The 14,278-nt window shown below is 38.5% G+C and carries 14 protein-coding genes; 13 read left to right on the top strand and 1 reads right to left on the bottom strand.

All coding sequences use genetic code 11. The annotated features are described in order from the left end of the window. Nucleotides 1–19 precede the first annotated feature (19 nt). The 8 genes from T498_RS0105005 (at nt 20) to T498_RS0105040 (ending at nt 7,419) form a co-directional block, all read left to right on the top strand. On the top strand, nt 20–259 hold the full coding sequence (locus T498_RS0105005) for a hypothetical protein (RefSeq protein WP_028234969.1): 240 nt from the start codon (nt 20–22) through the stop codon (nt 257–259). Between the two features lie 30 nt (nt 260–289). Next, nucleotides 290–712, top strand: coding sequence for a hypothetical protein (locus T498_RS0105010; protein ID WP_028234970.1), 423 nt, complete (start codon nt 290–292; stop codon nt 710–712). A 4-nt stretch (nt 713–716) separates the two neighbouring features. Continuing rightward, nucleotides 717–2,897 (top strand): NHLP family bacteriocin export ABC transporter peptidase/permease/ATPase subunit, encoded by a 2,181-nt coding sequence (locus tag T498_RS0105015; RefSeq protein ID WP_028234971.1) that lies wholly within the window; start codon nt 717–719, stop codon nt 2,895–2,897. A 7-nt stretch (nt 2,898–2,904) separates the two neighbouring features. Next, nucleotides 2,905–5,091 carry an ATP-binding cassette domain-containing protein gene (locus T498_RS0105020; RefSeq protein ID WP_028234972.1) on the top strand — a complete coding sequence of 729 codons (2,187 nt, stop codon included), beginning with the start codon at nt 2,905–2,907 and terminating at the stop codon, nt 5,089–5,091. A gap of 71 nt (nt 5,092–5,162) precedes the next feature. After that, nucleotides 5,163–5,351: a hypothetical protein gene (locus T498_RS0105025; RefSeq protein ID WP_028234973.1), complete on the top strand. Its 189-nt coding sequence runs from the start codon at nt 5,163–5,165 to the stop codon at nt 5,349–5,351. A gap of 44 nt (nt 5,352–5,395) precedes the next feature. Beyond that, entirely contained in the window at nt 5,396–5,833 is a 438-nt protein-coding gene (locus T498_RS0105030) for an ATP-binding protein (protein WP_028234974.1), read from the top strand. A gap of 69 nt (nt 5,834–5,902) precedes the next feature. Then, nucleotides 5,903–7,117, top strand: coding sequence for a hypothetical protein (locus T498_RS0105035; protein WP_028234975.1), 1,215 nt, complete (start codon nt 5,903–5,905; stop codon nt 7,115–7,117). 2 nt (nt 7,118–7,119) lie between these two features. Then, on the top strand, nt 7,120–7,419 hold the full coding sequence (locus T498_RS0105040) for an STAS domain-containing protein (RefSeq protein WP_028234976.1): 300 nt from the start codon (nt 7,120–7,122) through the stop codon (nt 7,417–7,419). 50 nt (nt 7,420–7,469) lie between these two features. Here T498_RS0105040 and T498_RS0105045 read toward each other — a convergent pair whose 3' ends face one another. Continuing rightward, nucleotides 7,470–8,828: a sodium-dependent transporter gene (locus tag T498_RS0105045; protein ID WP_028234977.1), complete on the bottom strand. Its 1,359-nt coding sequence runs from the start codon at nt 8,826–8,828 to the stop codon at nt 7,470–7,472. A 193-nt stretch (nt 8,829–9,021) separates the two neighbouring features. On the opposite strand from T498_RS0105045, the gene T498_RS0105050 reads away from it, so the two are divergent. The 5 genes from T498_RS0105050 (at nt 9,022) to T498_RS0105070 (ending at nt 14,276) form a co-directional block, all read left to right on the top strand. Then, nucleotides 9,022–10,116 carry a ribose-phosphate pyrophosphokinase gene (locus tag T498_RS0105050; protein WP_028234978.1) on the top strand — a complete coding sequence of 365 codons (1,095 nt, stop codon included), beginning with the start codon at nt 9,022–9,024 and terminating at the stop codon, nt 10,114–10,116. Nucleotides 10,117–10,120: 4 nt separating this feature from the next. Next, complete coding sequence (locus T498_RS0105055) at nt 10,121–10,537, top strand: hypothetical protein (protein ID WP_028234979.1); 417 nt, start codon at nt 10,121–10,123, stop codon at nt 10,535–10,537. Between the two features lie 30 nt (nt 10,538–10,567). Continuing rightward, a complete protein-coding gene (locus tag T498_RS0105060; protein WP_028234980.1) occupies nt 10,568–11,974 on the top strand; it encodes an NlpC/P60 family protein in 1,407 nt (468 codons plus the stop codon). A 147-nt stretch (nt 11,975–12,121) separates the two neighbouring features. Beyond that, complete coding sequence (locus T498_RS0105065) at nt 12,122–12,826, top strand: ABC transporter ATP-binding protein (RefSeq protein ID WP_028234981.1); 705 nt, start codon at nt 12,122–12,124, stop codon at nt 12,824–12,826. A 1-nt stretch (nt 12,827) separates the two neighbouring features. Next, entirely contained in the window at nt 12,828–14,276 is a 1,449-nt protein-coding gene (locus T498_RS0105070; protein ID WP_028234982.1) for an efflux RND transporter periplasmic adaptor subunit, read from the top strand. The last annotated feature ends 2 nt before the right edge of the window (nt 14,277–14,278 follow it).

Genomic DNA, 14,278 nt, shown 5'->3' on the forward strand with positions numbered 1-14,278 from the left:
AAACAAGGAGGTATTTCATATGGAGCTTAAATTAAACGATTTAGAAAATGTAGTAGGCGGTATTAGCATAGATGAGGGGGACGTAACAGCATACTGTCAGAAGTGCGGTGCTAAGTTAAAGTACAAAAGCCAGAAAAGAGAAGAAGGCGGCAACACAGGTGTGTTTGTATGTGAAAATACAAATTACAAAAATACAGGAAGGCCTTGCCCTAATTTTGGTTTAGTTAAAAGTAACAACGAGGTTAATTTCATGGCGTAATAGCTAAATGAAAGACTAATTGGGGGAGACATGGAAAACAGAATATTTAGAAAAAAAACACTTGAAAGAATATCATCTCCAGAACAATTAACTGACTATCTTAGGGTTACTGCCCCAGGTGTGTGGGTAATACTAACGATAGTGGTATTACTTTTTGTTGGCTTTTTTGCATGGACTGCAGTGGGTACCATAACAACTTATGTTGATGGGAAAGCAGTAGTGACTGGTGGCACGGCTGATATTGTTATCACCGGGACAGAAGAAAATAGTACTATTAACACCGGAATGACTGCTCATATTGCTTCTACGGATTATGTTATTTCTTCTGTAGATACAGATGAATATGGCAGGGCGGTTGCACATACAAAAGTAGATTTGGCAGATGGAACATATGATGCCAGAGTTATAGTAGAACAGATACACCCAATTAAGCTTTTGACAGAAGGCAGGTGAATGAATGGACAGACAGAAGGTTCCACCTACGCTTACAAAAGGTGTTGCAAAGGTACCTGTTATATTACAGCTTGAGGCACTAGAGTGCGGTGCTGCATGCCTCGCTATGATTATGGCTTATTATCGCAAATGGATACCACTGGAGCAGGTAAGACTTGACTGTGGTGTATCCCGTGATGGTTCAAAGGCCAAGAATATTTATAAGGCAGCCCAATCTTACGGATTTGAAGTAAGTGCCTTTAGATTAAGCCCTGAGGAGCTTAAGAAGAATGGAAAGTTTCCGTGTATCATACACTGGAACATGAACCACTTTGTGGTTTTGAATGGTTTTAAAGGTAATAAAGCATATATTAATGACCCAGCTAAAGGTTTAGTGACCGTTAGCTGGGATATTTTCGATGAATCCTTTACTGGAGTTGTGCTTTGTCTTACTCCATCAGATTCCTTTGTTATGGAGGGCAAACAGAAAAGCATAATTGATTTTGCGAAAAAGAGAATGATGGGCACAGGTGGAATGGTTGTGTTTGTAATCATTACTACAGCCCTTGTATATATGTTTGGTGTGTTTGATTCTGTCACATCCAAAATCTTTATTGATAGATTGCTGTCTGGAACGAATCGCAATTGGATATATCCATTTATTCTAATAATGGTAATGATTGCAGTGCTGCAATTGGTTGTTGAATGGATTAAAGCTATTTATTCATATAAGATTAACGGAAAAATGGCAGCCCTTGGCAATTGCTCGTATATGTGGAAGGTGTTAAGTCTCCCAATGGAGTTTTTCTCACAACGTTTTGCTGGGGATATCCAAGGTAGATTACATCTTAATGCATCAATTGCAGGAACTTTGGTAAATACATTTGCCCCTATAGTAATCAATTCAGTGATGATGATTGTATATTTGGCATTAATGTTGGAACAAAGTCCTCTGCTTACTCTTATTGGTGTTAGTACACTGGTAATCAATGCTTTCATAGCCAGAATTATTTCTCAAAAGCGAGTAAATATTTCCAGAGTTCAACTGCGAGATATGGGAAAGCTGGAATCCACCACTGCAAGCGGAATTGAGATGATTGAAACAATAAAATCCAGTGGCGCAGAAAATGGATTTTTTGAGAAGTGGGCAGGATATCAGGCATCTGCCAATGCTCAGTCCGTAAAGGCGGTAAAGACGGATCAGTTTTGGGGAATGCTTCCGGTATTTTTTGACATACTGGCCAACTATATCGTTTTGATACTTGGCGTATATCTTGTAATGGAAGGTAAATTTAGCTTAGGTGCTGTTTTTATGTTCCAGGGTTTGCTTGCGTCATTCACTAGTCCAGCTACTTTACTTATAAATGCGGGCCAGACAATTCAGGAAATGCGTACAAATATGGAACGTGTTGAAGATGTTATGACCTATCCTAATGATATAGCTCTTAAAAGTAGTGTAGATAACTCTACGGAGCATTTATCAAAGCTAAGAGGAAAAGTAGAAATTAAAAATTTGACCTTTGGATATTCAAGGTTAGAAGAACCATTAATAAAAGATTTTTCTTTATCCATTGAACCTGGTGAAAGAGTAGCTATTGTAGGAGCTTCTGGATGTGGCAAATCCACATTGTCTAAGCTGATATCTGGCCTATACCAACCATGGAGTGGCGAGATTTTATTTGATGGAAAACTCAGGTCCCAATACCCTAGAGAGGTTATGACTGGCTCTATAGCCGTGGTTGATCAGGATATCATTTTATTTGAGGATACAATTTCAAATAATATCCGTATGTGGGATGAATCCATCAAACCATTTGAGGTGATTCTAGCAGCTCGTGATGCACAGATACATGATGATATTTTGCGCATGCCAGGAGGATACAATCATAAGATTACTTCTGGAGGAAGAGATTTATCTGGCGGTCAAAGACAGAGAATGGAAATTGCAAGAGTGCTGGCTCAGGACCCGATTATTATTATTTTGGATGAGGCAACAAGCGCACTTGATGCAAAGACCGAATATGAGGTAGTTAAATCTATTAAGGAGAGAGGTATTACTTGCATAGTAATAGCTCACCGTTTATCTACAATACGTGATTGCGATAAAATCATTGTTTTGGAACATGGTGATATCGTAGAAAAGGGAACACATGAGGAACTAATTAAGGCTAATTGTACCTATGCAAATCTTATAGCAAACGAGTGAGGACTATATGAAGAGTTGGTTCGCAGACCAAATTGAAGAGAGAAGAGAAGCTGATAGGCAAGCATTAGAAGATTCCTTTCAGAGAATTGCTCATGTTATTTTAGGCAAACATTCAGCTGAAAAAATTAGCGATGAACAAATTGTAACAAAACAAGAGCTGGATCAAATTCTGAAATATTATCACTATAAGCCTGTAGAAGTATCTGAAAATATAAGCAGTGGCAAAGAGCACATGGATTACTGCTTGAGACACTATGGCCTGATGCGCAGGTCTGTACAGCTTGAAGATGGCTGGTACAAGGACGCCTATGGCCCTATGCTTGGATATTTTCAAGATACAGGAAAGCCGATTGCACTTTTGCCTAATGTTTTTAGTGGGTACTCATACATAGATGAAACTACTGGTGTGAGAGTTAAAATTACAAAGAAAAGGGCAAAGAATTTTTCGAGAAAAGCAATTTGTTTTTACAAGCCGTTGCCACTAAAGGAGCTTGGAATAGGGGATTTGATTTTATTCTTGAAGGATTCTATTACGGCAGGGGATATTTTGCTAATCGCCCTAGCTACTTTTTTAATCAGTTGTGTTGGATTATTGTTGCCAAAGATTACAGTGGCGGTTACAGGTCCTGTCTTAAGCAGCAAAAATTCAACTGCCCTTATTGGTGCAGCAGTATTTATATTCTGTATATCATTGTCCACTCAGCTAATTACGGCTGTTAATGGATTGCTGGTTGCCAGGTTGGAAACTAAGACCTCTGTGGCAGTAGAGTCTTCCATGATGATGCGAATATTGTCATTGCCGGTCAGTTTTCACAGAAAATACAGTCCGGGTGAGTTAAAAGCACGTTCAATGGCTGTTAATGAGTTGTGCGATTTGGTAGAAAAGATGTTTATGACTACAGGATTTTCTGCCATAGCATCACTCATCTACATAACACAGATTTTTAGATATGCACCAACTTTGGTAGTGCCTTCTATCATCATCATTATTTTTACAGTAGTTTTTTCTTTGATGATAACTATACTACAGGTTGGAATAAGCAAAAAGATACGTGAGGAAGAGGCAAAAGAATCAGGACTAACTTATTCAATCATTACAGGAATTCAAAAAATAAAACTTGCGGGAGCAGAAAAACGTATTTTTGCAAAATGGTTAAGTCATTATTCGAAGCTTGCGGAGCTGGTCTATAATCCTCCAACAATATTAAAAATGAGCAATGTTGTTATTACTGGAACTACATTGTTTTCAACTATTATCCTGTATTATTTAGCGATTATAGGAAATGTTTCGCAATCTTCATATTTTGGTTTTATTGCGGCTTATGGCACTGTTATGGCTGCATTTACACAGCTTTCAAGTATAGCCCTTTCAGTTGCACAGATTAAGCCTATTCTTGAAATGTCAGAGCCATTTTTGAAAACAGTGCCTGAAACATCAGAGAATAAAGAGATTGTGACAGAACTGGCAGGAAATGTTGAGTTAGCCCATGTATCATTTAGATATGCCGAAAATACACCATATATATTAGATGATTTTTCGTTAAAGATTAAAGCAGGAGACTACGTGGCGATTGTAGGTCGTACAGGATGTGGTAAATCAACACTGATACGTTTGCTACTGGGATTTGAAACACCGGAAAAGGGTGCAATTTATTACGATGGTCGAGATGTAAGCGAGCTTGATATGGGCTCTTTGAGAAAAAATATTGGAACAGTTACTCAGGATGGTGGATTGTTCCAAGGCGATATTTATTCTAATATCGTAATTACGAAGCCTGATTTGTCTATTGAAGATGCATGGGCGGCTGCAGAGACAGCAAAGATAGCCGAGGACATTAGAAATATGCCTATGGGAATGTTTACTATGATTTCCGAAGGCCAAGGCGGTATATCAGGTGGGCAAAAGCAAAGATTAATGATTGCTAGAGCGGTAGCTCCTAATCCTAAACTGCTTATATTTGATGAAGCAACATCGGCGCTGGACAATGTTACTCAAAAACAGGTTTCGGAAGCACTTGATGAAATGGGATGCACACGTATTGTGGTTGCTCACAGGCTTTCGACCATAAAAAAATGTGACCGAATAGTAGTGATGGATGGTGGCCACATTATTGAGGATGGTACATATGACCAGCTAATAGAGCAAAATGGATTTTTTGCAGAGCTTGTATCCAGACAACGATTGGATTCATAGTTTGTATGACAGTTTTATGACAAAAGGAATGATAGGATATAGCTACAGAAGCAGTTAGAGGAGGAGTTAAAATGACTGAATTAAAGGAATTAAATATTGATGAATTAGAATTTGCAACAGGTGGAACAGGCGGCATTGGTGAAAAAGAGGTAACAGTGAATCATTATTGCACAAATTGCAAAAAGACTACTAAATTTATTGTATTCACTGGAACAAGAGGAAGATGCAAAGAATGCGGCCTCAGAGAGGATAATCTGTAAAAAAATCGTAACTGTATTCTGTAGAAGAGATAAGGAGATATTAAATGAAAAAGACGTTCGAATGTGAAGCAACACTTGAAAATCTAGACAAAGCTACAGCATTCGTTGAGGGGGAGCTTGAAGAGTTGGGCTGTGGTATGAAACAGATGATGCAGCTTACAGTAGCTCTAGAAGAGATATTTGTGAATATTGCTCATTATGCTTATGCAAAGACTGATGCTAATGGAAAACAGATACCCGATACAGGCAGTGGCCCTATGACCTTATCACTGGAAACAGATCAGGAAAATGTATATATGACATTTGAGGACGAAGGTGTATATTACAATCCGCTTGAGAAGGAAGACCCAGATGTGAGCTTATCAGTTGAAGAACGCGAAATCGGCGGGGTGGGGATTTTTATGGTTAAAAAGAGCATGGATGATGTCATATATAAGCGAGAAGGAGAAAAAAATATTCTTACTTTAGTGAAAAAACTGTGAATACTATAATAATTATCTGAAAAAAAGGATATACTATAAATAGACAAAATAATGGGAAAGGGGAGTACGATGCAGTCAGAACATATTAGAATCACGAATTTGCAGAGTCAGTTTGATCGAGTCGAAGATGTGCTTGCTGATTACCTTTTTAGAGTTGGCCTAACGGGGAAGAATGAGACTAGATTTACATTGCTAACTGAAGAGGCACTACGATTGGCAAAATCTATTTCCAATGATGATAATTCAATCGAACTTTGGTTAGAGGGAAATGCTAGAGTTTCGCATATCTGTTTGATGCTTAAGACACAAATTGATGCAAATAAACAAGAGGAATTTCTTTCCGTATCATCGTCTGGCGAAAATAGTGCAGACAAAACATTCTTTGAGGAGCTTAGAGCTTATTTTATTAAGCCAAAGAAACCAACATGGTCATTGGCTGAATATGAAGCAGAGCTAATGAGAAAGAGAGCCCAGGATAAGTATTCCGAGGAAGCATGGGGTAATCTTGAACGTTCCGTTTTGGCAAATCTTGCAGATGATATTGCTGTTGGTGTTAAGGATAATCATGTTTTAATGATTATCACAAAAGATTTTACCAACTCAATCGTTCAGATATCATCCAAGAAGCCTGTTAAGATTTCATCTCAGATATTCTTATCATCAGATGAGGAATCACTGGCAACTGCCTACAGCAAGGTGGATAGCGTAGTAGCGGAGTTAAGCCTTAAGGGCAAGGATTCTTTACGAATGAAGCTACTATTGGAAGAAACCATTGGTATGGTAGAAGAAATGGTTGGCGATTTCACAGCGATGATTTGGGTAGAAAAATACGCAAGTCAATGTGCAGTCAAGTTTGTTGGTACCACGAAAATGGATGCTGACAAGAAATATGAAATGCTTTCATTATCTTCAAGTGGACAGAATGCATTAGTACATGGATTCATGGGCAAGCTAAAAGATATTATTGAAACTGGTATGCTGAATTATGAGAGTGTAATGAAGCTTAATCAGGAATACAATGGCATTACTGTTAACTATGCAGGAATTGGTGCTTACCATGATGTTTCAGTGGCTACTAACCCAACTGCGATGTCAGGCTTTATGTGGTCTATGATTGACTACCGTCAAGCATTGGGCGAGGAGCGAAAAGAAAATGAAGCAATGCAGGCTGCTTGGGATGAGCTTGAGAAATCTATTGTTGCAAGTATTGCGGATGATGTAATTGTAGGAATAAAGAGCAATAAAGTACAGATGACAATGATTTACAAAATGAAGGAGGATTAACTATGTTAAACATCGATCAGAAGAAAGACGGAGCAAATCTTGTTATTGGATTAGAAGGTAGATTAGATACTTCTACAGCACCTCAGCTTGAAACAGCAGTTAATGATGCTATCGCTGGTGTTACAGACTTAAAGTTTGATTTTACAAAGCTTGAGTATATTTCCAGTGCTGGCCTTAGAGTTCTTCTTTCTACACAGAAGATTATGAATAAACAGGGCAAGATGGTAATCAATAACGTATCTGAAGAAGTAATGGAAATCTTTGATGTAACAGGATTCTCTGATATTCTTACAATCGAATAAGACTTAATAAAAATGAGCCAGCTCCTATGAGCTGGCTCTTATAGTTTCTATTAAACAAGTCCTTGAATAATGATAATGAGAATAAGGACAGGAAGAACATATAGTAAATATGGCTTAATTTTAGGCGATATCTTAAGCCCGTTACCTTTATTTGCTTCCTTGAGATAGTTGTCAAATCCCCAACCAGATTTAAGCACACAGAATAGTAAGAATATAAGTGCGCCTGTTGGAAGAAGCAGATTGCTGACAATAAAATCTTCTGAGTCAAGAACGTCTCTTCCACCGATAATGTGTAAATCACTCCAGATGTTGTATCCAAGTATGCAAGGCACGCATGCAACTAGAATAAATACAAGATTGAAAGTGATTGATTTCTTTCTAGACATACCATGATTATCCATAAGGTATGCAACAAGATTTTCAAATACAGCAGTGATAGTTGAAAAGCTTGCAAATGTCATAAATACAAAGAATAATGTACCCCAAATACGTGAACCGTGCATGTTTAAAAAGATCTGAGGTAGGGTAATAAATATAAGTGATGGACCCTGATCTGGCATTACTCCAAATGAGAAACATGCAGGGAAAATAATGAGTCCTGCAAGTAATGCAACAAATGTATCAAGTATACATACTCTGATGGATTCGCCTGCAAGTGAGTTGTCATCATTCATGTAACTACCAAAGATTTCAAGTGAACCAATACCTAAGCTAAGTGTAAAGAATGCCTGATTCATAGCTGACATAATTACTTTGCCAAGACCGATTTCTTTAGCCTTCTTTAAATTAGGATATAGATAGAATTTGAGTCCCTGGCCAGCACCAGAAAGAGTAAATGAATGTACAGCAAGTACTACAATAAGAAGTAATAAACCTGTCATCATAAACTTGTTTACGCGCTCTAGCCCCTTTTCAACGCCAAATGAGAGAACAACAAATCCGACAATAATTGTTATAAAAGTAAATACAACCATTTCTGAAGGGTTGGCAAGCATATCTGTAAATACCTGACCAACTTCATCTGTGCTTACGTTGTCAAAACGGCCTGAGAGGAACTTCCAGCAGTAGTTGAGAATCCATCCAGAAACAACGGTGTAATACATCATTAAAAGGTAGCAGCCCATCATGCAGAAATATCCGTGTAGATGCCATTTATGGCCAGGCTTTTCTAATAATTTGTAGCCCTCAAGGACACTTTGTTTACTTGCTCTACCAACAGCGAATTCCATGGTCATTACCGGTATACCCATGATAATTAAGAAAAGGAGATAGAACAGTACAAATACTGCACCTCCGTTGGCACCGCAAACATATGGGAATTTCCATACATTTCCGATTCCGATAGCGCAGCCAGCGCTTACCATAATGAAGCCTAGACGGCTTGTAAATGCGTCTCGTTTTGAATTCATATATTTGATATTCTCCTTCTAATCAATTTAAGTCAGACCAATACAGTATATCATAAACAGAAAATTAAAGCTTCATAAAATTTAAATGTGAAACCTTTGTGAAATGCGGGGTTTTATGAGACAAATCTATAGAAACGTTGATAGAATGAATCTATAAGGGGAGTTGTAAGTCTAGACAGATTGGAGGGCATTTATGGAAGATAAGCTGGGAATTATTTCATTAGAATCGTTTGAGAAACAAACAGAAAAAATAAATGAAATCCTATGTAAATGGCGCGGCGCCGACAATTACATTATACCAATCAAGTGCCCAAGATTTACCAGTGGAGAGGCCAAAGCTGTAATCGAAAAATCTGTTAGAGATAAGGACTTATACATTTTAGTAGATGTATGCAACAATTCTATAAAGTATAAAATGGACGGAGAGTACAACAGGATGTCCCCGGATGACCATTATCAGGATCTGAAAAGAGTTATCATGGCCTGCAATGGTAAGGCTAGCAAAATAACCGTTATAATGCCATTTTTATACGAAGGTAGACAACATCGCAAAACTACTAGAGAATCTTTGGACTGCGCCATGATGCTAAAGGAAATGGAATTCTTAGGGGTCGATGATATAGTCACATTTGATGCTCATGATTCCAGAATGCAAAATGTTCTTCCTTTAAGCGGAATTGAAAATATTTCTCCAGCGCTCCAGTTTACACAGGCATTCCTGGCAGAATATGAGGATATTAAGTTGGATGCCGAACATCTCATGCTGATTGCTCCTGATGAAGGTGCTACTGAAAGAACAATTTTTTATGCATCATTATTTGGCGTTAATTTAGGTATGTTTTATAAGCGAAGAGATTACGCAAACATCATTGATGGAGTAAATCCTATAGTGGCTCATGATTTTTGCGGAAGTAACCTTAATGGAATGGATGCAATTGTTGTGGATGATATGATTGCTTCAGGTGGAAGCATAATTGACGTTTGCAAGCAGATAAAAGAGCGTGGGGCAAATAGAGTATTCATCTTTTCAACATTTGGTTTATTTACGGCTGGATTTGAAAAACTGGACAAGGCTTATGCTGATGGGCTGTTTGATAGGATTCTTACAACCAATTTGGTTTACCAAAAGCCGGAACTTTTGGAAAAAGAATACTATCTGACCGTAAATATGAATCGCTATATTGCAGCAATCATAGATACATTGAATAAAAAGCAATCAATGCTTGAACTTAGTAAGCCTGAGAAGAAAATCAGGCAAGCTGTAATGAATTATAAAGGGGAGTTCTAAGCTTATGGCAATAAAGTTTAAATACTGTAGAATCCAAGGAAAAGAGCTGGCCAGAAACACCATGACAGGTAAAGGAATATTTAGCATGTTTAATCAAATGCTAACTGATGATGTGATGGACGAGGAGGACACTGAGTTATTCAAAGAAATAGATGCATGGTTTGCAGATGAGCTTCCATGGCCACCACAATGTCAAAGGCAGGAAAAAGTTATTTGTTATTTCAAAACAGAGAATAGCGATATGATGATGAAGATGATTAATCCGCTCCTGTGGCTGCTTGAAAGATACAATCATCCGTATTACGTGGTATACACCAATTTTCCTGGAGAGATTGTATACGAGGATGATTATCAAATTGTTGTGAAGGTGGATGAAAACATCGTAATTGAAGATATACAAGCTAGCTGGTCACCAGAATAGAGGATTGAGTTAAAAAAGTAGGAGGGGTATATGATTGGTAAAAAGATAATGGCGGTATTGCTTGCATCAACTATTATGCTTGGAGGATTTACATTTACAGTTGATGCCAAAGTGAGTACAGAAAGTAAAGTAACAGATGAAATGTGCACAGCAGATTATTGGACATCATTAATGGGGGATTCTGAAAATGTGGTTTTGATGAATCAATCTGCTATAGCAAATTACAATCAGCTGGCATTAAATACACCTGATTGTAACATGCATGACATTGCACATATGGATTCTGGCTATGATGCCACGGCATTGAAAGAAGCACTTGTTGCCGATGTGATAGAACAGATGCCAACCAAGGATACTTATGCTAATGGAGTACAAATTGATCAGTCTGCTTATTACAGCGCAGTGGCTAATTGGGTTCAGAATACAGCATGGGATGGGATGGCATATCCTAAGTATGCATTGGCAGTGCAGCAAACACAAATAAAGGCAATTCCAACAGTGGACTACATTGGCTACAGTGACACAGACTCAGATGATGAAATCATCCTGTCATCAATGCGAGTAAATGAACCATTTTTGGTCAAGCAATGTGCCGTTGTTAATGGCGTAGTTTTCTATTATGGATACTCAAATAATGTTCCTGGATGGGTGCTTGGAAATGATATCGCTTTTTGTGATACAAAAAATGAATGGCTAAATATGTGGCAGACTGACATAGGGGACAGCAATTTTCTTGTTGTAACAGGTGATGAGTTTAGCTTGTCTGAATCTTACTATTCGCCTGCAACATCAAACTTGAAGCTTACAATGGGCACCACACTAAAACTTGTGCCAGAAAACGATGTGCCAAGAAATATTGCTATGCGTGGCACTTGGAACAACTATGTTGTCTACGTCCCAACAAGAGATGCAAATGGTAAAATGGTTAGGCAGATTGCGCTGATTTCTCAGGGCAAGGATGTAAATGTAGGGTATCTGCCATTAACATCAGCAAATGTATTAAAACTTTCTTTCTCATATTTAGGAAATACTTATGGCTGGGGTGGAATGCTGGATTCTGTTGATTGCTCAGCCTATGTCAGAAATGTTTACAAGTGCTTTGGCTTTGAAATGCCTCGAAACACTTCATGGCAGAAAAAGGTTCCTGGCACATTTATCGATGTATCAGCCCTTGACGACGCTACTAAAACAGGCACCATCGCTGGTTGCCTCCCAGGCACACCGCTATACTTCCCAGGCCACACTATGATTTATCTTGGAACAGTAAATGGCACCTGCTATGTAATCAGCGCCTTAGGTTCTGCTTCTGACAGCACCGGCGCCCTTGATGTAAAGGTTCAGAACTCCGTATCAATCACTTCTCTCGATGTCCGCCGAAGAAACGGCAACACCTGGCTTACAAGCGTTGACACCATCGTGGTGCCATGGGCGATATAAGTCTCAAAGAACGCAAGAATAGCAAAAAGCCAACCTCACTGAAACGGAGGTTGGCTTTTTTTAAATCTAAAAAAACTGTGAAGTTTGAGGTTCCCGCTATCAAAATCGTTATACTTAAATAAAAAGTGTATGCGGGGAGGGAACATATTGGGGACTCTAATTAGTTTCGAAAATGTGGGCAAAATTTACCGCACTGGTGATATTGAGTATGAAGCCCTGCACGATGTGAATTTAACAATCGACGAAGGGGAAATGGTTGTTATTTTGGGGCCATCTGGAGCAGGAAAAAGTACGCTGCTTAATATGCTAGGTGGGTTGGATGCTGCCACATCAGGAAAAATCATGTTTGGTGAAAAAGAGGTGACCGCACTTAACGATAAACAGCTAGGTGTTTTTCGTGCGCAAGATGTGGGAATCATTTTTCAGTTTTACAATTTAATACCAACTTTAAATGCTCTTGAAAATGTAGCACTTATTAGTGAGCTTGGAATAGAAATCATGGATCCAAAGGAGGCTTTGGGCTTGGTTGGGCTTGGAGATAAATGGAAGAACTTCCCATCTCAGATGTCCGGTGGACAGCAACAAAGAGTTTCAATTGCTAGAGCGTTAGCCAAAAAGCCAAGACTACTTTTGTGCGATGAACCGACCGGTGCCCTTGATACCAACACAGGTAAAGAGGTCATTAATTTGCTGCAGAAACAAAGTAAAGAGGAACATCGAACAGTTGTAATAGTAACCCATAACGATTTGTTTGCTGAACTGGCTGACAAGATTATAAACGTAAAAAATGGAACGGTTCATAGTGTAGTTATTAACGAGAATCCGAAAACTGTAGATGAGGTGGAGTGGTAATATGGATAAAATCAAAGATCTTTTCAAGAAAAAGAAAAAAGTTATTATTTCCGCATTTGTAGTTCTTTTATGCGTAGTTGGTGCTATTGTATACGCTTTAATCCCAGAGACAATTGCCGTAGAAAAAGTTGCTAAAGGCAATGTGCAGGCTTATGTTTCAGAGGTTGGTAATATTTCGGCAGACGATGCCATAACAATATATTCGCCAGTTTCAGGCAAGGTTTCAGACGTAAAGTTCAAAAATTATGAAAACGTAGCCGCTGGAGATGTTTTGGCAACCTATGATTTGACCACATTCCAGGAAGGTGTGCAGGCAGCTTCTGCAAATAAAAAATACTATCAGGATGGCTATAATGCAGCAGTTTCCAAAAATAATGAATATAAAGATATGCTAAATGTAGCTCAGGTTGAAGGCGAAGCTAATAAGCAAATCTATGCCGGATTACTTGAGTCAAGAGATGAACTTGATATAACAAAGGAAGCAAGAGCACAGGAGATTCAATATCAAATCAATAAACTTGAGGCTCAGCTTGCAACTTTATCAGCTGATTTATCATCTGCTCAAAGTGAACTTAGCTCAGCAGAAGGAGACGATAGAGATGATGCTCAAAGTAGAGTGGATTCTATCTATCATCAAATTGAATCTAACCGAAAAGCAATCATGAGCATTGACACACGAAGCATGACTATTGAAGAATACACAGTTTACCTTGAGGTATTAAGACACCTTGATTTAATCGACAGATTCTGGTCTCAAAATATACAAAACGAATCTATTGCTAAGCAGGCAATCGTTAGTGATTCCCAGATAGCTCAGTATTCAGATTCTATCGAACTTGCAAAGATTCAGGAAACACAGGCTAATCGTGATCTTGAACTTGCTGAACAGGGATTATTATCTTCATGCGGTGGTACTATCGTTCAAAGATTAGTAGATCCAGGTTCTACAGTTACTGCCGGAACACCACTTTTTGTTATTCAGCCAGATTCTGGTTACAAGGTAAAGGTTATGATTTCCAGATTTGATATAGGAAGCGTAGCTGTTGGTCAGAAGGCAGAGGTTATAATTGGTGGTACAACTTACAATGGTGTAGTAAGTGGCATTTCTCCAGTGGCTGAGACAGATTCTTCCAACAAGCCTAAGGTAAAAGTATTTGTAAACATCGAAGATAGCGAAGCAAAGCCTACTATAGGATTAGAGGCAGATGTTAAGATCTTTACAGATGAAAAGAAGGATGTTTTGACAGTAAGTGATACGGCTGTTTATACAGACGATCAGGGAAGCTATGTATATGTTTTAGAGGATGATGTAATCACACGAAAGGACATCACACGTGGAGTATCTGGTGGTGGCAAAGTTGAGATTGTTGACGGATTAAGCGAAAATCAGCAGGTTATCACAGTACCTGTAGCAGAGGACGAAGTAGGAAGCAAACGTGTAGCAGAATAGAG

The organism is Pseudobutyrivibrio sp. MD2005 (genome assembly GCF_000621865.1).
GTDB lineage: Bacteria > Bacillota > Clostridia > Lachnospirales > Lachnospiraceae > Pseudobutyrivibrio.